Source organism: Eubacterium sp. CAG:161 (assembly GCF_000432355.1).
In the GTDB taxonomy this organism is placed as follows: Bacteria; Bacillota; Clostridia; order Lachnospirales; family Lachnospiraceae; genus Eubacterium_G; species Eubacterium_G segne.
Window position 1 is genome coordinate 281,146 of sequence record NZ_HF991874.1, and the last position, 20,398, is coordinate 301,543.

Sequence of the window (20,398 nt, forward strand, 5' to 3'; positions counted from 1 at the left end):
GGAAGTTGTAGCTGCCAAAACAGCTGCTTCCGATACTGTCAGCTTACTTACATCCTTGTTAAAATACCTTAAGGAAGCTGCCTGTACACCAAGGGTATTTGCCCCAAGGTTAATGGTATTTAAGTATGTTTCCAAAATAGTTTCCTTTGACGTAACCTTTTCAAGCTGAACAGCAAGATACTGTTCCTGAATCTTACGTTTTAAGGATGAAAGAAATGCACTTTCAGATGTCCAGTTGGTAAAAACATTATTTTTAAGTACCTGCTGAGTTATGGTGCTGGCACCTTCTGATGGGTTAAGGGTAGTCACTGCAATTAAGGCAGCTCGTCCTATACCCTGAATGTCAATACCGTTGTGCTCATAAAATCTTGCATCTTCAGTATCAATAAATGCCCATCTTAAATAGGTAGGAACCTGATCTAAAGAAACCTTAATACGGTTAGAACCACTGGTTATTAATTTGGCAATTTCTTTATTATCTGAATTATACACAGTAGTGGAATAAGATGACGGAACAATTGAAACATCATCTATTGAAGGTGCACTTTTAATAATGCCGTGAACAATTCCTAAAAGCAGAAATCCCACCGTTATAATAAGAAGTAATATAATATATAGAAAAATTTTCAATAGTGAAACAAGTGATTTAGACATTACTTTCCGTTGTACGGAAACTAAGTCTTTTTGCTTGTTGATTGTTTCTTTATATCCGAAATTCATTTTACGTCCTCCTAAATGTAATGCCCCTTCCTTACAGTCAGCGGCAAATCGTCGGGAACATTTATAGAAATGAACTTCGTTCATTTGTTCCCTCCTAAATGTAATGCCCCCTCCTAGCAGTGGGCGGCAAATCGTCGGAATACCTTCCTCCTCAAGCAATTATAACAAAAGGATGGAATTTAATAAAGGGGAAAAATGTCGCAACATAGAAAGTTCATTCTTCATAATGGGCATTAAATATGATATAGTAGAAACGAGGTGGCATTAAATGGATAAATATTATATTGTAAGTAAAGGCGGAGAAGGGGAAATAACTGAAAAAAAATCCCGGTTTATTGCTCATGTTTTGCCTGTGGAAAGTGAAGAGGAAGCACTTTTACAAATAGAAAACATTAAGAAAAAATATTGGGATGCAAGACATAACTGCTTTGCATTTATAATGGGAAAGAACAACGAAATACAAAGATTTAGTGATGATGGTGAACCTCAGGGAACAGCAGGAAAGCCTATACTTGAGGTGCTTATGGGAGAAAACTTAAGGAATACCCTGATAGTGGTAACTAGGTATTTTGGAGGAACCCTTCTTGGAACAGGAGGGCTGGTAAGGGCCTATGGCTTATCATCTAAAGAAGGGCTTAAAAACTCGGTTATAAAAGAAGTTTGTCCGGGAGTGAATTTCTCAGTTACAACAGATTATAATTCCATTGGAAAAATAAAATATATTATGAGTCAGTTTGATATGGAAGAAACAGAGGAATATGGGGCAGATGTAACCATTAACATTGTTATGGGAAAAAGTGATTTTGAAAATTTTAAAAAAAAGGTTGTAGATACTACCAGTGATAAGGCAGTATGGAGCGAAATTAAAGAGGCACCATTTTATATGGAGATGCCATAAAAAGGACGTCATTAGTGAAAAATAGTGCGTTGGGGACTTAATATAAACTGTTTTTATTGAAAAAAATTTTCAGTGTGATACAATCGAAAAGATGTATGTGAATAATCAAAGGAGAAATATTAAAAAATGATTAGAGAAGATATAAGAAATATTGCCATAATTGCTCACGTTGACCATGGAAAAACTACATTGGTTGATGAATTGTTAAAACAGAGTGGTGTATTTAGAGAAAATCAGGAAGTAGCTGAAAGAGTAATGGATTCTAATGATATTGAAAGAGAAAGAGGAATCACTATTCTGTCAAAAAATACTGCGGTTACTTATAAGAACACAAAAATAAACATTATTGATACACCGGGACATGCTGATTTCGGAGGAGAAGTTGAGCGTGTACTTAAAATGGTAAACGGTGTTATTTTAGTTGTAGATGCTTTTGAAGGTGCTATGCCTCAAACAAGATTTGTTCTTAAAAAGGCTTTAGAGCTTAGTCTTCCTGTAATTGTCTGCATTAATAAAATTGACAGACCTGAGGCAAGACCTGAGGCAGTTATAGATGAAGTATTAGAATTATTTATTGAATTAGATGCTAATGAAGACCAGTTAGAATGTCCTTTTGTGTTTGCATCAGCTAAGCAGGGAATTGCTAAGCTAAATATGGAAGATGAAGGCGTTGATATGAAGCCTTTGTTTGAAACAATTATTGATTATATTCCTGCACCGGAAGGAGACCCGGAGGCAGATACTCAGGTACTTATCAGTACAATTGACTATAATGAATACGTTGGACGTATCGGCGTTGGTAAAGTGGATAATGGTACAATTAAGGTAAATCAGGATGTAACATTAGTAAACTATCATGACCCTTCAAATACAAAGAGAGTAAAAATCAGTAAACTTTATGAATTTGAGGGATTACAGAAAAAAGAAGTAAAGGAAGCTACAGTTGGTGCTATAGTGGCAATTTCAGGTATTGCAGATATAAGTATAGGAGATACAATTTGTTCATTAGACAACCCACAGCCTATACCATTCCAGAAAATATCAGAACCAACCATTTCCATGAATTTTATGGTAAATGACAGCCCGCTTGCAGGTCAGGAAGGTAAGTTTGTAACATCACGTCACATAAGAGACAGACTTATGCGTGAATTAAATACTGACGTATCTCTTAGGGTAGAAGAAACTGAAGATATGAATACATTCAAGGTTTCAGGACGTGGAGAACTTCATTTATCGGTTCTTATTGAAAACATGAGAAGAGAAGGTTATGAATTTGCCGTAAGTAAAGCAGAGGTTATCTATAAGGAAGATGAACGTGGTAAGAAGTTAGAACCTATGGAAATCTGCTATATTGATGTTCCTGATGAATTTTCAGGTGCAATTATACAGAAATTAAGCAACAGAAAAGGTGAACTTCAGGGAATGGCTCCTACAGGAGACGGTTATACAAGATTAGAATTCTCAATTCCTTCCCGTGGACTTATTGGATACAGAGGAGAATTTATGACAGATACTAAGGGAAATGGTGTCATAAATACTGTATTTGATGATTATGGTCCATATAAAGGGGACATTCAGTACAGAAAACAGGGCTCACTTATTGCTTTTGAAGCAGGTGAAGCCATAACATATGGTCTTTTCAATGCCCAGGAGCGTGGAACATTATTTATCGGACCGGGAGAAAAGGTTTACTCAGGAATGGTTGTAGGACAGACAGGCAGGGCAGAAGATATTGAAGTTAATGTTTGTAAAACCAAACATCTTTCAAATACAAGAACGTCAAGTTCTGATGAAGCATTAAGACTTGTTCCAAAGAAAGTTTTAAGCTTAGAGCAGGCGTTGGAGTTTATTGACACAGACGAATTGTTGGAAATAACACCTGAAAGTCTTAGAATAAGAAAGAAAATATTAGATCCTACATTGAGAAAGAGAGCAAACATAAGGAAGCAGAATGGAAATTAAAGAGATATTAAAAAAGGTTGACCATACTTTATTAAAGCAGGATGCAACATGGGAACAGATTAAGCAGATTTGCGACGAGGGAATAGAGTATTCCACAGCGTCTGTGTGTATTCCACCTTCTTTTGTTAAAAAAGCGGCAGAATATGTTGAAGGGAAAATACCTGTATGTACGGTAATCGGATTTCCTAACGGATATAACACAACAGACATAAAGTGTGCTGAAGCCATGGATGCCGTAAAAAATGGTGCATCTGAAATTGATATGGTTATTAATTTAGGATGGGTTAAGGAAAAAAATTACGATGCAATATTTAGCGAAATAAATAAAGTTAAAGATGCATGTGATGGAAGATTACTTAAAGTAATTGTTGAAACGGCTCTTTTAACTGATGAAGAAAAAGTTAAAATGACAGAAGTGGTGTCAATGTCTAAGGCAGACTTTATAAAAACTTCTACAGGATTTTCAATTAGGGGTGCATCTTTTGAAGATGTGGAAATTTTTAATAAATATATTTCTAATAATACCCATATAAAAGCTGCAGGAGGAATAGCTTCATTAGAAGATGCCGAAAGATTCCTTAATTTAGGGGCAGACAGGTTAGGAACCAGCAAAATTATCGGATTAATTAAATAAAAATATTTTTTAGGAGGGGGAACGGTGTATCTCCCGGAAGGTACATTTAAGGTTAAACCAACATCTTCAGAAAACTCAGCAGCTTTGCGTATTAAGGGAAGTGTTAATACTACAACTATGGGAACTACATTTTATAGAAAAATAACAGGTGTTAATACATCTGCTAAAACAGTAGAAATCGATATCCCTACAAGATACTATATGAAGACCAGAGATAATGCAAGAATTTATAAAGTATCTCCAAAGCAGACTAATGTAGGACTTTGTGATTTCTCCATAGGAAACAAGGCAAACAACAATGGAAACGGATGGGGTGAAGAAGATTACAAAATGAAAACTATACAATTTATTCCATTGCTGATATTTTGTATCAGAACAGAAAAATGAATACAGTAGCAGGACATAATTTCTTATATGAGAAAATACTTTTACCGGTAAATCCGGCATATAAGATTGTGGACTATGACTGGGGAAATATAATCGTGGGAGCATAAATACTTATAACGTATTTCCTATAATTTAAAGGCGGCCTTTAGCTATCGGGTTTTAAACCGGTAGTTAAAGGTCGTTTTGTGTTATTAGGTATTATTCCATACCGTAAATATAAAGAATAAAATATTTAAATAAAAAGGGGGTTGACAGATTAAAATGGGGTTACTATAATACAATTGTATTAATTGATATAGTACAATTAGTTCTAGAGCGATACAATATGAAAGGAAAAGGTAGTAAAATGTTAGAAACGAAAAATTTACGAAAAACATATAAAACCAAAAAAGGTGTTTCTGTTGAAGCATTAAAAGGTATATCATTAAAATTTCCTGAAAAAGGAATGATTTTCCTGTTGGGAAAGTCCGGAAGCGGCAAGTCAACATTACTTAATCTCTTAGGAGGACTAGATAAATATGATGATGGAGAAATAATTATAAAAGGTGTTTCTTCTAAAAACTTTAAACAGAATCATTTTGATTCATACAGAAATACATATGTTGGATTTATTTTTCAGGAGTACAATGTTTTAGAAGAATTTACTGTGGGAGCTAATATAGCATTGGCAATTGAACTTCAGGGAAGAAAAGCCACAGATGAGGAAATAAGTAAAATATTAAGACAGGTAGATTTAGACGGATTTGGTGACAGAAAGCCAAATGAACTTTCAGGAGGTCAGAAGCAAAGAGTTGCAATTGCAAGAGCTTTAGTAAAAAATCCTCAGATAATTATGGCAGATGAGCCTACAGGAGCCTTGGATTCTAATACAGGAAAACAGGTTTTTGATACACTGAAAAAGCTGTCAGAGGAGAAGCTTGTAATTGTAGTTTCCCACGATAGGGAGTTTGCAGAGCAGTATGGAGACAGAATTATAGAACTGGCAGATGGAAAAGTTATTTCAGATGTAGAAAAAACAGACGGTGATGAAATTGATTTCTCCCAGGGAATTTCCTTTGAAGAGGACGGTTTTATTATATCTGAAGGATATCATCTTACAGAGGAAGACAGAATTGCAATAAATGAGTATATGGATTCTGTCAAAAAAGATGTTAAGGCAACAATAAAAGCAAAGCAGCATGTTAGCGGCAATTTCAAAAAAACAAATCAGGATGCAATTGATTATGTGGATGGAGAGTTTAAATTAATTAAATCAAAGCTTCCTGTTAAAAATTCCTTTAAAATTGGAGCAAGTGGTTTAAAACACAAGAAATTCAGACTGGTGATTACTATTTTATTGTCTTTTGTGGCATTTGGAATGTTTGCACTGGCAGATACATTTGGAACATATGACCATATTAAAACATGTACTAATTCAATATCAGATTCAAATATAAAATATGCGTCTGTATTAAAAGCTAAAAAAATGGATAACGATGGAGCTACATGGTGGGATGACTGGTCATACAAACTTACAGATGAAGATGTAGCAAAGATAAGTAAAGAAACAGGCCATGATTTCAGAGGTGTTTATATGCCTAGCGATGAAGGAATGGAAATGACAAACATAAAAGATACATCAAATCTGTCAGGAAATGAAGTCTATTGTCCATATGCAACATCAATAACAGGATTTGCTGACATTAATCAGAAAATAATTGATGAAATGGGATACAAGGTATTAGCCGGAAAACTGCCTGACGGAAGTAAGAAAGAAATAGCTATTAGTGAATATGTATATAAAACCTACGAAAAAACAGGATATTTAGAAGGCAAAAGCATTGAAAAGATTTCAGATTATAAAGATATTATAGGAAAAACAATTGAGTTAAACGGGGATAAATTTACTGTTACTGCCGTAATTGACACAAAGGTTGATTTTAACAGATATAAAACAATAGGTGACAGCATGACAGGAAAAAGTAATGCAGAAACTCTTGCCATGTATGCCTTAAGCAGAGAATTAGATGGGATAAAGGAATACAGCTTATCATGTGTAGCCATGACCGGTGACGGATATGTTGAAAGTTTAGTCAATGGTGACGGAAAGGTTATTAATGTAAATACTAATTCCATTTATATGGATGTAAGCAATAGCAGCTACGATTGTTCATCTGATGGAATGACAAAATTATCAGATGCTGACAAGTCAAAAATTACATGGGTTGATGGTGAAAAGAGTAAATTAGCAGATAATGAAATAATTGTTCCGGAAGGACAAATATACAAAAACGGTGAAGATGTAGATGCTAAGGATTTCGTTGAATATCTTAAGAATGAACCATTTTTCAACATAAGCTATTCATTAGCCAGTGAAGAGGAAAAAACAGATAAAAACTGGAAGATAGTAGGAGTAATAAAAGGAGAAGGTAAGGCAGTATATGTTGTTCCTGATAAATTCTATGAAAAAGACTGGGTTGGAGCAATTGGAACTTATAGTTTTGCAGTGTCATCAATGCCTGACAACAAGGCAGACATACAAAAACTTGTAAAGTATTGTTATACGGAAAAAGATAATGTAAAATTTAAAATGCAAAATTCAGTTACCTTTGAGTTAGATTCAGTAGATGAAATATTAAATGTATTATCAAAGGTATTCCTGTATGTGGGATTGGGATTTGCATTATTTGCGGCAATTATGTTATCAAACTTTATTGCCACAAGTATAGCTTACAAAAAGCAGGAAATTGGAATACTTAGGGCAATAGGTGCAAGAAGTAATGACGTATTTAGAATATTCTTCTCAGAGAGCTTTATTATAGCTGTTATAAACTTTGTTTTAGCAACAATAGCTGCCGGAAGCGTTACAGTATGGATAAACAGTGCTATAAGAAAAGAGATGGGAGTTTTAATAACTGTACTTAATTTCGGACCAAGACAGATTATATTACTTCTATTAATAAGCTTAGGCGTTGCAGCAGTAGCAAGCTTTATACCGGTTTATAAGATAGCATCAAAAAGACCTATAGAGGCAATAAGAAATAAATAAAAGGTATCCGCAGTTAATAAGTGGCCATTTCTTTTAGAAATGGTCACTTAAAATATATGTTGAAAAATATAATGCTATGCATTATAATAAAACTATAAATCGAACACAAACCTTATGCAACTGAACAAATTCATAATGTTAGGAGAAATAAAATGGATTATGTAACGTTTATTAAGGAAATAAAAGAAAAAGTGGAGGAGTTGGTTCAGGGAAATTTAGAAGATTGCACAGTATTTGTTCACGACATTATAAAGAATAATAATGTAAGAATGCGTGCCATAAGTATAGAAAGAAAAAATGACATGGCAACCCCTAATATATATCTTAATGATTATTACTCCCAGTTTAAAAAAGGCAGGAATATTGATGATATAAGCAAAGAAATTTTTGAGGTTTATTTAGATAGTTCCAAGGGTTTAATAAATGAAGTTAACATCAATGATTTAAGAAATTTTTCAAAGGTCAAAAAAAGAATCTTTTATAAGCTGGTTAATTATAATATGAACAGAGAAATGTTAAAAACAACACCCCATGTTAGAGTTCTTGATTTAGCTATAGTATTTTATATTTTGGTATCCTACAGGGAGGGAGCCCAGGCAGTTACCATGATTAGAGATGGCAACATAAAAGAATGGGGAATAGATTTATCCCGGTTATGTGTTACGGCTTATGAGAATACATGGACAAAGTATCAGCCTGTTATACGTAGAATGGAAGATATTATTTCTGAAATGATTCTTGACAGTATAGTGGGGGATGAAAGGAATGAGGATAATGATGATGGTGATTTAATAAAAGAGGAAACCTGCTATGGGGGATATACATATGCACAAGTTGAGGATATGGTTAAGGAAGAGATGGAAAAAGTTAAATTAGACAGAAATATGGAGATGTATGTAATGACTAACGAAGACAAGTCAAATGGGGCAGCATGCATACTTTATCCCGGGGTACTTAAAAAGTTCGCTGACAAGGTTGGACAGGATATATATATTATTCCCAGTTCCATTCATGAGGTGATATTGATTCCTGCCATGGGCTGGGATACAAAGGAAATAGACGAAATGATACGGGAGGTAAACAGAACTCAGTTAGATCCTGTGGAAATACTTTCTGACCATGTGTATGTATACAAAAGAGAAACAGAAGAATTAGGATATTAAAGAAGTAATTTAAAATAACAGTTGCCTAATGCATTTTTCTAATGTAAAATGGACAGTGATGTAAAAATGCATCCGTAGTTTAATGGATAAAACGCCGCCCTCCGGAGGCAGTAATGTGGGTTCGATTCCCGTCGGGTGCATTTATCACATTATTATGAATACAAATTTTGATAAAGGAGTGTGTCATTGTGAGCACTGAAAAAAAGCGATTTATAAGTTCTGAATTAGAGGACTTATTAAAAGAGGTTGAAGAAGATCACAAAAAGTCCGGTGAGATTATAAAAAAGAAAAAAGAAAATAAGAAAAAGAAACCCAAAATCAGATTTGATATAATAATTGCCATACTTTTGGCAGTAGTAATTTTAGGAGGCGTTGTTTTCTTAGTATCACATTTTGTGGGAAAAAATAATTCAGCATCAAATAAGGAAACAGTAGCAAATCCTTTAGAAGATGAAAAGTATCCTGAGATTTCCGATGTTATTAAGAATTACCTTAATGCATTTTTAATTGAGGATGAGCAGAAGCGTCTTCAGGTATTAGCCCAGTACGTTGGAAATATGTATGACATTAACAAAATTAAATACAACAATTATGTTTCAGCATATAGTGACATAGAGTGTTACACTAAAGAAGGACAGTATGAAAACACATACGTTGTATATGCATATTATCAGACAGAGTACAAGAATATTGATACTCCGGCTCCGTCCATAACCCGTTTTTACGTTGTTCGTGATGGAAAAACAGGAAATGTGTATATTCAAAATGATCCCGGTGAGGAAGTTGAGAAGTACATGGACAGCCTTACGAAAGATGATGACGTGCAAAAACTGTTAAAGAGTGTAAGTCAGGAATTTGAAGAGGCAAGAAAGTCTGACAAGAAGTTAGATGATTATTTTAATAAAATAAGTGAAAAGGTCAGTGAGAAAAAGGAAGAAGCTTCTACTAAAGAAAACAGTACAACAAAGGCTTCTGATGAAACTACACAGAAGGCTACAAAGAAAAAGAAATAATTATAAAAAGAAGTATTGCATTTGTGATACTTCTTTTTATACTAAAAAAAAAGAAGTAAATGTTGCAAATATGGATGTATTTAGTAACCAATGAAATAGAATTTATATATTACCAAGGAGTTATGTGTGGAGAAAACATGTTATATAGCAGGTGCCGGGGATAATACAGGCACTGATTTTAAAATAAATGAAGGGGATTGTGTCATAGCAGCAGATGGTGGAGTGAAAATTCTTGAAAAGTTAAACATTACTCCTGATTATATATTAGGGGATTTTGATTCATTAGGCTATGTACCAAAAGGGGATAATGTTATAAGATATAAGGTAATGAAAGATGACACGGATATGATGCTGGCTGTGGAACTGGCAATGGAAAAAGGCTATAATAATATAGTAATATACGGCGGAACCAAGGGTAAAAGAATAGACCACACCTTTGCCAATATTCAGGTTATGCTTTATGCATCAAAAAGAGATGTTAATATAAAAATGATTGATGATGTTAATACTTACTATATGATTACCAATAGGAAAATAACCATTCCCAAGCAGGAAAAAGGTAATTTGTCGGTATTTGCCATAGGTGGTGATGCTAAGGAGGTTACAATTAAGGGGGCATTGTATCACGCTGAAAAAGTAACCATTGAACCGGATTCTACATTATCAGTAAGCAATTCATTTATTGGAAATGAAGTGGAAATTGAAGTTAAGGATGGAAGCCTGCTAATAATAACTGATGAAATGAGTCATTAATTTATTAACAGGTAAGGAAATAATATGAGTAAAATAACCAGGGCGTTTTGTATAGATAACAAAGAAATATCAAGAGAAAAAAACAGGGACTTAACTCCTATACGTCTTAATAAATATTTGAGTGATTCGGGATTTTGTTCAAGGCGTGAAGCAGACAGATTAGTGGAAAAGGGAAAGGTTTTTGTAAATGATGAAGTGGCTCTTATGGGGCAGAAAATCCTTTGTACTGACATAGTAAAAGTGGAGGATAAGGTAATTATAAGGGAAAAGCAGCAGATACTTATTGCCCTTAATAAGCCGGTAGGAATTGAATGTACCTCAGATATGAAAAATCCTGATAATATAATAGATTTTGTTGGTTATCATAAGAGAATATATCCCATTGGCAGATTAGACAAAAACTCTCAGGGGCTTATTTTACTTACCAATGACGGTGCTTTTGTAAATGGAATATTAAAAGCATCTAATTACCACGAAAAGGAATATATAGTCACTGTAGACAAAAAAATAACTGACGATTTTATTAAAAAAATGTCACAGGGAGTAGAAATATTAAATCAGAAAACAAGACCCTGTAGGGTATCTAAAATAAGTAATAATACCTTTAATATTGTTCTTACTCAGGGACTTAACAGACAAATAAGAAGAATGTGTGAGGCACTAGGCTATAATGTTCAGAAATTAAAAAGAATCAGAATAGTTAACATTGAAATGGGCAATATGCCTGTTGGTGCGTACAGAAACGTAACAGAGGAAGAGTTAAATAAATTAAAGAAAATCTGTGGTATTTAAGAGAGGATAAAATGGAGAAATCAGAGAGAATTAAAGAATTAGTTGAACTTTTAAATAAAGCAGGAAGAGCTTATTATCAGGAGGCAGAAGAAATAATGTCTAACTTTGAATATGATAAGCTTTACGATGAACTTCTTTCATTAGAAAAGGAAACAGGAATTGTTCTTGCTAACAGCCCTACGGTGAACGTAGGATATGAGGTAGTAAGTGAACTGCCAAAGGAACAGCATGGAAGTCCTATGCTGTCATTGGATAAGACAAAGGAAGTGGAGACATTAGCTGCATTTGCAGGGGAGAGAAAATGTCTTTTGTCATGGAAGTTAGACGGACTTACGGTAGTTTTGACATATAACAACGGAAGTCTTCAAAAGGCAGTTACCCGTGGAAACGGACAGGTGGGGGAAGTAATTACTGCTAATGCAAGAACCTTTAAAAATATCCCTGTATCCATTCCTTTTAAAGGGGAGTTAACTTTAAGAGGTGAGGCTGTAATTAAATATTCTGATTTTGAGGAAATAAATAAGTCAATAGAAGATATAGATGCAAAGTATAAAAATCCAAGAAATTTATGCTCAGGTTCAGTGAGACAGTTAAATTCGGAAATAACAGCTAAAAGAAATGTTAATTTTATGGCATTTGCCTTAATTAATGCTGAAAATGTGGATTTTCAAAATTCCATGGAAAATCAGTTTAAATGGCTTGAAAATCAGGGCTTTGATGTGGTGGAACATAAAAGGGTAACTCAGGATAATATGAAGGAAACCGTGGAATATTTTGCAGAGAAAATAAAAACATATGATTATCCTTCAGATGGACTTGTACTTATGTATGATGATATTGCATATGGAATTTCTCTGGGGTCAACGGCTAAATTTCCAAGAAATGGCATAGCCTTTAAATGGGAAGATGAACAGGCTGAAACAACTTTGAAATATATAGAATGGAGTCCCAGCAGAACAGGTCTTATAAATCCTGTTGCAGTTTTTGAACCGGTGGAATTAGAAGGTACCACAGTTACCAGGGCAAGCGTTCATAATGTAAGTATAGTGGAACAGTTAGCCCTTCACTCAGGAGACAGGATAAAGGTTTACAAGGCAAATATGATTATTCCACAGATTTCCGAAAATCTTACCCAAACCGGAAATATTGAGGTTCCTGATACATGCCCTGCCTGTGGACATAATACGGAAATAAGAAATGATAATGGAATAAAAACTCTCTATTGTCCCAATAAACAATGTCCTGCAAAAAATATTAAGGCATTTACTTTGTTTGTATCAAGAAATGCAATGAATATCGATGGATTATCAGAGGAAACATTGGAAAAATTTATTGATGCAGGTTACATCAGAGAGTTTGCAGATATTTACCGTATAAGCAGATACAGGGAGGAGATTACCAATACATCGGGATTTGGTGAAAAGTCCTATGATAATTTAATAACATCCCTTAACAAGTCAAGGGATGTGGAACTGCACGCCCTTATATACAGTTTGGGAATCCCTAACATAGGTGTTGCAAATGCAAAACTTATCTGCAAATATTTTGATAATGATTTGGAAAAAATCAGACATGCTACAGTGGAGGAACTGGTTAAGATAGAGGGAATTGGGGACAAAATGGCAGAAAAATTCACGGAATATTTTTCAGATAAGGAAAACGTTGAAAAATTAGACAGGCTTCTTCAGGAAGTAACAATAAAGAATCCGGAAGTAAACCATAGCGCTCAGAATATGGAGGGACTTAACTTCGTGGTAACAGGTAGTGTTAATCATTTTGCCAATAGAAATGAGGTAAAGGAATATATTGAACAAAGAGGCGGTAAGGTGACAGGCTCCGTAACATCTAAAACCAATTATCTTATCAATAATGACATAATGTCTAATTCTTCTAAGAACAAAAAGGCTAAAGAATTGGGAATTGAAATCATTACAGAGGAACAGTTTATTGAAAGATGGAGCTAGGGCAATAAGTCATGTTTAGATAGTGCAATATTTTTTTTAATAAAATGGGTTAAAACCATTGAACCATATCATATATTATGATAAATATATATCAGTATTAAATTTCTAATAAATAATTTATGGGAGGAAAAGATATGCGTGACGATATTATAGAAATTTTATGCGACATTAATCCATTATGGGATCCGGATGATGAGGATATGAGCATAGCGGAGTTCTTAGAGTCAAAACAGCTTATGGAGTTGATTGTTGCACTTGAGGATAAATTTGATGTAGATATTCCTTATGATGAGAGAAACGAAGATAATTTTGAAAATATTGACACTATTATTGAACTTTTAGAAAAGCTTCAGTAATAAGCTGTAATTAATATTTCTAAAATAGAATATGCAGTACAATGCAAAATATAAAAGATTGTTGTTAAATGTCTGAAAGATAATTTAATGACAATCTTTTATTTTATGTATAAATCTTTGGAAAAATATTATTAAGATAGCAATTTTTAATGTCAAAAAATATGCCGAAAACAGGGATATTTTTTCTTGACAGATGTAAAGGGAAATTGTATTATTAAATTGTACTAATTGATGTAGTACAATTAATAAATGAAAGGGGAATAATATGTTCACAGTAAACTTTGGTTCAAGAACGCCGGTTTATCAGCAGTTATATGATGATGTAGTACGGCTTACATCCCTTGGAATACTTAAAAGTCACACAAAACTGCCGCCGGTTAGAACTCTGGCTACAGAATTAGGCATTAATCCTAATACGGTACAGAAAGCATACAAGATGTTAGAAACAGACGGATATATATATTCAACTGTAGGCAGGGGAAGCTTTATTTCAGACAAATTAGGACAAAATGAAGCTGAGAAAATAGAGATTAAAAAGAAACTTACCGGTGTTATCGGGGAAGCCTACAAAAAAGGCATTACCAGGGGTGAGATGATAGAAATTATAGATGAAACTATAAGTGGAGGAAAGACAGAATGATAGAAATAAATAATCTGACGAAAAGATTTGACAAAACAGTTGCCATTAATAATTTAAACTGCGTCATATCTGAAGGAACCATTTTCGGCTTGGCAGGAAGTAACGGAAGTGGTAAAAGTACCCTTTTAAGAACCCTTGCAGGAGTTTATGAGCCTGATGGGGGAAAGGTTATAATAGACGGACAGGATTCCTTTGATAACCATGAAATAAAGGAACGCTGCTATTTTATTTCCGATTATCCGTATTTTTTTAATGACAGTACAGTGGAAAATATGGCAAAGCTTTTAAGAGGTCTCTATAAAAGCTGGGATGAGGGACGTTACACACAGTTATGTAAAATGTTCCCTATAGCAACAAACAAACGAATAATTAATATGAGTAAAGGTATGCAAAGGCAGGCATCCCTTATTCTTGCCTTTTCAACAAGACCGAAATATTTGTTTTTAGATGAAATATTTGACGGATTAGACCCGGTTATAAGAAAAACATTAAAGACCATTATAATCGAGGACGTTACGGAGAATAACATGACATGTATTATTGCATCCCACAATTTAAGGGAAATTGATGATATATGTGACAGAATAGTATTATTACATAGTGGAAGTCTTGTTACAAATAAGGAAACAGACGAACTTAAGAATAAGATGCATAAAATCCATATGGCATTTAACAATCCGCCGGATGGAGATGCCTTTAACCATTTAGATGCCCAGGTATTAAGCCAGATAGGTGGATATTATGTGCTTATGGTAAAGGGAGATTTAGATGAAGTAATGGAAGAACTAAAGAAATTAGAACCGGCATTTTTAGAAGTAATGCCATCAACATTAGAAGAAGTATTTATTAACGAAATGGAGGGTGTAGGTTATGGAAAATAATGTAGGATTATCAGGCAGAAAAAAAGCAGTTGCATTATTTAAATGGTCATTAAGAAAAAATCTTCCGTTTTCAATTGCATATTGGATTTTGTTGTTTTTATCATTTCCAATGATTGAAATATTTGCAATGATAGTTTGTGGTACGCAGCAAAATTTAGGAATGGAAAGTTATATAAAAGATATGAAAGAAGTTTGTGAATATCTTCCGGCTATATTTTTTGTGGCATTTGCCATAATCTTTTCAATAATCATGGCAATAATGTCATTTTCATATATGCATAATAAAAGAAGTGTGGACTTATTTGGCAGTTACCCAATAAGCAGAAGAACCTTATTTTTTGTAAGATACTTTTCCACATTGGTTTTATGTATAGTTCCTATGATTATAATAGGTTCTGTTGGTGCCATTTTAGGTTTAAGTGATGTGGCATTAATTGAATCATTTAAGGTAATAGGAATACTGACAGTTACAATTATTGGAAATGTAAGTTTTATAGCTATGATTTCATTATGTTGCGGAACAGTGGCTGATGTACTTATATCATATGTGGTAATCAGCGCCATATATCCTATATGTGTCCTGATTGGGGTATTGTTTCCACAATCTGTTATTCCGGGACTTGCTGTATCAGAGATTCCAAGTACGGTTCTTACATTTTTATCTCCGGCAGCATCATTTTATACATGTAAATTCGGAAGTGGAAGCGGCCTTGGAATTGCATGGTGGATATGTCTTTCAGTGGTTCTTATGGCAGCATCCTTTGTACTTTGTAAACAGAGAAAGGCAGAAAGTGCCCAGAATGCCTTTGCCTTTAGCATAGTGGAAATTATTATTAAATTCTTCACATGTTTTGCAACAGGATTTGGTGTGGGATATATGTGCTCATTTTTGGGAGATGATAGTTGTAAGGCACAGTATATATGGTTTGTTGTGGGAACTGTAATTGCCGTAATGACGGCTAATTTGTTATTGCATTTAGTATTTCACAGAGGACTATCAAAGTTTAAGTCTAGCCTTATGGAATGTGGTGTGGTATTTGTGTGCATCATGGCATTTTTACTGATTACAACATCAGGAGGATTGGGATACCTGCAAAGAGTACCTGATAAGGAAGATGTACAGAAAGTAAATATTGTTCAGGGAAACACTCAAAGTTTTGTTATTGATGGGAAAGATGTTTTGGCATCTTATACAGATGATGCTAATATTATAAGTGATGTATGTGAAGTACATAAGCTGATTACAAACAGCTTAGATAAGCATCACGGATTTTTACCGATTAAAAGCAGATATGGTGGTAGTGACCAGGAAAGTATTAGTATTAAGTATGTGTTAAAAAATGGAAAAACCATTTCAAGAAAATATGATGGTTATTACATTGCCAGAAATACAAAAGATATTATGAAAAAAATGTCTGATATAACATCAACTAAGTATTATTCTCAGGTAAAGCATCCTTTTTACATAATACCGTATAAATACATTACAGATATGCAAATCTCTAAATATGTTGTAAATGGTGATGCTGATGAAGAAGAAATATATGGTGATGATTATGCTGTTAAGGCAGGTCAGGTTACGGATGAGGTGGATTATTTATCAAAGCCTGAAAATAAGGAGTTGATTAATTCCTTTGTAGAGGCACTTAAAAAGGATGTGGAAGCTAATGGAATGTATATTCCGAAAAGCTACGAAAAAATATGGGGAATTTCAGTTACGTATAGAATATCATCAGATGACGGATATGATGCTGGTGGTTACGCCGGTGGACTGATTTATATTCCGGAAGCTTACACTAACACTATGAAAATTCTTGAGGATAAGGGGTATTTAAATGATGCCTACAACTTTGTAAGTGAGTGCGAAACATATACATACAATGAAAAAGGAAAGTATTTATCCGGCAAAAAAATATATTTCACCCTGCCTGAAGGGTGGGATAAAAATAAGGAAGTACAGTGTGTTGCTGTAGGTGATGATGAGACTATGCTTACAGAAATTTATAATACTTTAACAAAATGTAAAAAGGTTTCAGACACCGTATGGATGTATGAAATACCGGATGATGATAAATATACACAGTTGTACAAAGAAGAAAATGATGAAGATTTTGTAACTAAGGGAGTGGTATTTTATCAGATAGGGAAAAAAGATATGAATATTTCCGGGTTAATCACATTGCCTGAAAAACATGACGGGCAGCAGGTTACTCTTGGAAAACAGCTGAAAAAAGAATATGAGAATTTCTTTTCAAATATGTATGAGTATAATTGGACAAAGTTCAATAAATAGTTAATAATGTCATGCTAAATATTGACCGTAAAAAAAAATAGTAGTATATTTAAATAAGTTAAAAACTACTAAGACAAACGGAGGAAATTTAATATGGACAAGAAAAATATTGACTGGGCAAATCTTGGTTTTGGATATATCCAGACTGACAAGAGATTTGTATCTAATTTCAAAGATGGAAAGTGGGATGACGGAAAGTTAACAGACGATGCTAATGTAGTCATAAACGAATGTGCCGGAGTTTTACAGTATGCTCAGACAGTTTTCGAAGGAATGAAAGCTTACACCACAGAGGATGGACGTATAGTAACATTCCGTCCTGATTTAAATGCAAAGAGAATGGCAGATTCAGCCAGAAGACTGGAGATGCCTGCATATCCTGAAGATAAATTTGTAGAAGCTATCGAAAAGACAATCAAGGCTAACGCAGGATACGTTCCACCATATGGAAGTGGAGCTACACTTTATGTAAGACCTTATATGTTTGGAAGTAATCCTGTTATTGGTGTAAAGCCTGCTGATGAATATCAGTTCAGAGTACTTACAACACCTGTTGGACCTTACTTCAAGGGTGGCGCAAAGCCTATTACAATTAAGGTAAGTGATTTCGACAGGGCAGCACCTCACGGTACAGGTCATATTAAGGCAGGTCTTAACTATGCCATGAGCTTACATGCCATTGTTACAGCACATAAAGAAGGCTTTGACGAGAATATGTATCTTGATGCAGCTACAAGAACAAAGGTAGAAGAAACAGGTGGTGCAAACTTCATTTTCGTTACAAAGGATAATAAGGTTGTTACACCTAAGTCAAATAGTATTTTACCATCTATTACACGTCGTTCACTTATGACAGTTGCTAAGGATTACTTAGGACTTGAAGTTGAAGAGAGAGAAGTATATTTTGATGAAGTTAAAGATTTCGCAGAGTGTGGTCTTTGTGGTACAGCAGCAGTTATCTCTCCTGTAGGAAAGATTGTTGACCATGGAAAAGAAATCTGCTTCCCAAGCGGAATGGAAGAAATGGGACCTACAACAAAGAAGCTTTATGAGACTTTAACAGGAATTCAGATGGGAAGAATTGAGCCACCTAAGGGATGGTTATACGAAATTAAATAATTTGATTAAATGTAAGCCCGCTTGCAAGTTGTAAGCGGGCTGTTTTACACTTATAAAATAAAAGTGTTGAGAGGAGTAAAAGTATTATATGTGGAACAGAGTAGAACTAAAGAATAATGCAAAACAGATTATGAGAAAAAATTACTGGTGGATTGTACTTCTTTCAGTAATTACGGCTATTGCAATAGGACAGGGAATCCGTTTAAACGTAAATTTAGGAACTAACGGAATATCTACTAATTATAGTAAGGGTCTTATGGGAAGAAGTTCCGGAAGTTATTTTGACCAGATAATAAATGGTAGTGGAATAACAAACATGAAACCGGACAGCAGCATTGATATCTCTTCTCAGATGTTTAATGTAAGAAATTATATTAAAAATATATTTAGTGGTATATCCTTAGTTGAATTGTATGCAATTATGAGTGTGGCAGGTTTCTTTATGCTGGCATCTATTTTGCTTAGATGTTTTCTTTTATCCCCACTTGAAGTCGGATGTAAAAGATGGTTTTTAAAGAATAGAACCCAAAAGCCTGAAACATCTGAAATAGCATATGCTTTTAGAAAGGGATACGGAAATGTAGTAAAGATTATGTTTTGTAAGAATCTTTTTACAGCACTTTGGAGCTTATTGTTTATTATTCCGGGTATAATTAAGTCATATGAGTATAGAATGGTGCCTTATTTATTGGCGGAAAATCCTGACATGGATATGCATGAGGCTTTTGAAAGAAGTAAAAACATGATGATGGGAAACAAGTTTGATACATTTGTATTAGATATTTCTTTTATAGGTTGGAGATTCTTATCTGCGCTTACTGCAAATATATTGGATATTTTTTACGTTAATCCGTATGTTTTCCTTACAGATGCAGAATTATATGTTAAATTATGTTCATTAGGAAGTACAAACAGAGAAAATTATAATTATTAAAATAAACAGGGGGCAAAAATAATGAGCGAATTAAATAAGGCTTTGGCAGTTATTAATGAAGTACAAAAGGCAGTAGTTGGAAAAAACGACGTTATTGAAAAAATAATGGCAGCAATTATTGCACAGGGACATATTCTTATAGAGGATATGCCGGGGGTGGGAAAAACTACCATGGCTAAGGCTTTTTCAAAGGCTATGGGAATTAAAGACAGCAGAGTACAGTTTACACCGGATATAATGCCGTCAGATTTAACGGGATTTTCCATATACAAAAAGGAAACGGGACAGTTTGTTTACAAACCGGGAGCACTTATGTGCAATATGTTTTTGGCAGATGAAATAAACAGAACATCCCCTAAAACCCAGTCAGCATTATTAGAGGTTATGGAAGAAAGACAAATTACCGTTGACGGAATAACAAGAGAGATGGGAAATCCTTTTGTGGTTATAGCAACGGAAAATCCTGAAGGCTCAGCAGGAACCCAGATGCTTCCGGAGTCACAGTTAGACCGATTTATGATTTGTGTAAATATGGGGTACCCGACAGTGGAAGAGGAAATGGAAATCCTTAAAAGAAGACAAATGGGAAATCCTTTAGAATATGTAAATAATGTAATAAGTGCTAATGACATTATCCTTATGGAACAGGAAGTAAAGGAAGTGTACATTAAGGACAGCGTGTACAAATATATTGTTCAGGTGGCAGAAAGCACAAGAAACCATGAAATGTTAGGAGGGGGAATGAGTCCCCGTGGAACAGTGGCTTTAGCGGCAATGAGCAGGGCATATGCATGGATGAAAGGGCGAAACTTTGTTGTACCACAGGATGTAAGAGATGTATTTGAGTGTATTGCAACTCAC

At 34.3% G+C, this 20,398-nt stretch carries 17 protein-coding genes, 1 tRNA gene and 1 pseudogene; 18 read left to right on the forward strand and 1 reads right to left on the reverse strand.

What is annotated here, in order from left to right:
* Positions 1-804, reverse strand: an 804-nt coding sequence (locus tag Q5O30_RS11350; protein WP_302674713.1) for a biosynthetic peptidoglycan transglycosylase, incomplete at its 3' end; no start/stop codon positions are given.
* Positions 805-988: 184 nt separating this feature from the next.
* Here Q5O30_RS11350 and Q5O30_RS11355 point away from each other — a divergent pair.
* From Q5O30_RS11355 to Q5O30_RS11440, 18 genes and pseudogenes are all read left to right on the forward strand, one after another.
* On the forward strand, positions 989-1,618 hold the full coding sequence (locus Q5O30_RS11355) for a YigZ family protein (RefSeq protein ID WP_021953863.1): 630 nt from the start codon (positions 989-991) through the stop codon (positions 1,616-1,618).
* Between the two features lie 126 nt (positions 1,619-1,744).
* Positions 1,745-3,580, forward strand: a complete 1,836-nt coding sequence (gene typA / locus Q5O30_RS11360) for a translational GTPase TypA (RefSeq protein ID WP_021953864.1) — start codon at positions 1,745-1,747, stop codon at positions 3,578-3,580.
* Entirely contained in the window at positions 3,570-4,214 is a 645-nt protein-coding gene (deoC, locus tag Q5O30_RS11365) for a deoxyribose-phosphate aldolase (RefSeq protein ID WP_021953865.1), read from the forward strand. The genes typA and deoC overlap by 11 nt, the downstream gene beginning before the upstream one ends.
* A gap of 24 nt (positions 4,215-4,238) precedes the next feature.
* On the forward strand, positions 4,239-4,601 hold the full coding sequence (locus Q5O30_RS11370; protein WP_021953866.1) for a hypothetical protein: 363 nt from the start codon (positions 4,239-4,241) through the stop codon (positions 4,599-4,601).
* Between the two features lie 346 nt (positions 4,602-4,947).
* Positions 4,948-7,629: an ATP-binding cassette domain-containing protein gene (locus Q5O30_RS11375; RefSeq protein ID WP_302674714.1), complete on the forward strand. Its 2,682-nt coding sequence runs from the start codon at positions 4,948-4,950 to the stop codon at positions 7,627-7,629.
* Positions 7,630-7,781: 152 nt separating this feature from the next.
* Positions 7,782-8,792, forward strand: coding sequence for a DUF5688 family protein (locus Q5O30_RS11380; protein ID WP_021953869.1), 1,011 nt, complete (start codon positions 7,782-7,784; stop codon positions 8,790-8,792).
* Positions 8,793-8,860: 68 nt separating this feature from the next.
* A tRNA-Arg gene (locus Q5O30_RS11385) sits at positions 8,861-8,932 on the forward strand.
* A 48-nt stretch (positions 8,933-8,980) separates the two neighbouring features.
* On the forward strand, positions 8,981-9,805 hold the full coding sequence (locus tag Q5O30_RS11390) for a hypothetical protein (protein WP_021953870.1): 825 nt from the start codon (positions 8,981-8,983) through the stop codon (positions 9,803-9,805).
* Positions 9,806-9,931: 126 nt separating this feature from the next.
* Positions 9,932-10,558, forward strand: a complete 627-nt coding sequence (locus Q5O30_RS11395) for a thiamine diphosphokinase (RefSeq protein WP_021953871.1) — start codon at positions 9,932-9,934, stop codon at positions 10,556-10,558.
* A 24-nt stretch (positions 10,559-10,582) separates the two neighbouring features.
* The gene (locus Q5O30_RS11400) at positions 10,583-11,350 is read left to right on the forward strand and encodes a pseudouridine synthase (protein ID WP_021953872.1); all 768 of its coding nucleotides are present in this window, start codon (positions 10,583-10,585) and stop codon (positions 11,348-11,350) included.
* An 11-nt stretch (positions 11,351-11,361) separates the two neighbouring features.
* Complete coding sequence (ligA, locus tag Q5O30_RS11405; protein ID WP_021953873.1) at positions 11,362-13,314, forward strand: NAD-dependent DNA ligase LigA; 1,953 nt, start codon at positions 11,362-11,364, stop codon at positions 13,312-13,314.
* Between the two features lie 134 nt (positions 13,315-13,448).
* Complete coding sequence (locus Q5O30_RS11410) at positions 13,449-13,670, forward strand: phosphopantetheine-binding protein (protein ID WP_021953874.1); 222 nt, start codon at positions 13,449-13,451, stop codon at positions 13,668-13,670.
* 265 nt (positions 13,671-13,935) lie between these two features.
* Positions 13,936-14,310 (forward strand): GntR family transcriptional regulator, encoded by a 375-nt coding sequence (locus Q5O30_RS11415; protein WP_021953875.1) that lies wholly within the window; start codon positions 13,936-13,938, stop codon positions 14,308-14,310.
* Positions 14,307-15,191: an ABC transporter ATP-binding protein gene (locus Q5O30_RS11420; protein WP_021953876.1), complete on the forward strand. Its 885-nt coding sequence runs from the start codon at positions 14,307-14,309 to the stop codon at positions 15,189-15,191. The genes Q5O30_RS11415 and Q5O30_RS11420 overlap by 4 nt, the downstream gene beginning before the upstream one ends.
* On the forward strand, positions 15,181-17,484 hold the full coding sequence (locus tag Q5O30_RS11425; RefSeq protein WP_021953877.1) for an ABC transporter permease: 2,304 nt from the start codon (positions 15,181-15,183) through the stop codon (positions 17,482-17,484). Before Q5O30_RS11420 ends, Q5O30_RS11425 begins: the two co-directional genes overlap by 11 nt.
* A gap of 93 nt (positions 17,485-17,577) precedes the next feature.
* The gene (locus Q5O30_RS11430) at positions 17,578-18,603 is read left to right on the forward strand and encodes a branched-chain amino acid aminotransferase (RefSeq protein ID WP_021953878.1); all 1,026 of its coding nucleotides are present in this window, start codon (positions 17,578-17,580) and stop codon (positions 18,601-18,603) included.
* Between the two features lie 88 nt (positions 18,604-18,691).
* Positions 18,692-19,537: a DUF975 family protein gene (locus Q5O30_RS11435; protein ID WP_021953879.1), complete on the forward strand. Its 846-nt coding sequence runs from the start codon at positions 18,692-18,694 to the stop codon at positions 19,535-19,537.
* A 21-nt stretch (positions 19,538-19,558) separates the two neighbouring features.
* A pseudogene (locus Q5O30_RS11440) lies at positions 19,559-20,398 on the forward strand (AAA family ATPase); the annotation flags it as partial.

Coding starts and splice junctions, on each gene's coding strand:
- Q5O30_RS11425 (WP_021953877.1), top strand. CDS start 15,181: ATGGAAAATAATGTAGGATTATCAGGCAGAAAAAAAGCAGTTGCATTA.
- Q5O30_RS11400 (WP_021953872.1), top strand. CDS start 10,583: ATGAGTAAAATAACCAGGGCGTTTTGTATAGATAACAAAGAAATATCA.
- Q5O30_RS11380 (WP_021953869.1), top strand. CDS start 7,782: ATGGATTATGTAACGTTTATTAAGGAAATAAAAGAAAAAGTGGAGGAG.
- deoC (WP_021953865.1), top strand. CDS start 3,570: ATGGAAATTAAAGAGATATTAAAAAAGGTTGACCATACTTTATTAAAG.
- typA (WP_021953864.1), top strand. CDS start 1,745: ATGATTAGAGAAGATATAAGAAATATTGCCATAATTGCTCACGTTGAC.
- Q5O30_RS11420 (WP_021953876.1), top strand. CDS start 14,307: ATGATAGAAATAAATAATCTGACGAAAAGATTTGACAAAACAGTTGCC.
- Q5O30_RS11355 (WP_021953863.1), top strand. CDS start 989: ATGGATAAATATTATATTGTAAGTAAAGGCGGAGAAGGGGAAATAACT.
- Q5O30_RS11375 (WP_302674714.1), top strand. CDS start 4,948: ATGTTAGAAACGAAAAATTTACGAAAAACATATAAAACCAAAAAAGGT.
- Q5O30_RS11415 (WP_021953875.1), top strand. CDS start 13,936: ATGTTCACAGTAAACTTTGGTTCAAGAACGCCGGTTTATCAGCAGTTA.
- Q5O30_RS11430 (WP_021953878.1), top strand. CDS start 17,578: ATGGACAAGAAAAATATTGACTGGGCAAATCTTGGTTTTGGATATATC.
- Q5O30_RS11435 (WP_021953879.1), top strand. CDS start 18,692: ATGTGGAACAGAGTAGAACTAAAGAATAATGCAAAACAGATTATGAGA.
- Q5O30_RS11410 (WP_021953874.1), top strand. CDS start 13,449: ATGCGTGACGATATTATAGAAATTTTATGCGACATTAATCCATTATGG.
- ligA (WP_021953873.1), top strand. CDS start 11,362: ATGGAGAAATCAGAGAGAATTAAAGAATTAGTTGAACTTTTAAATAAA.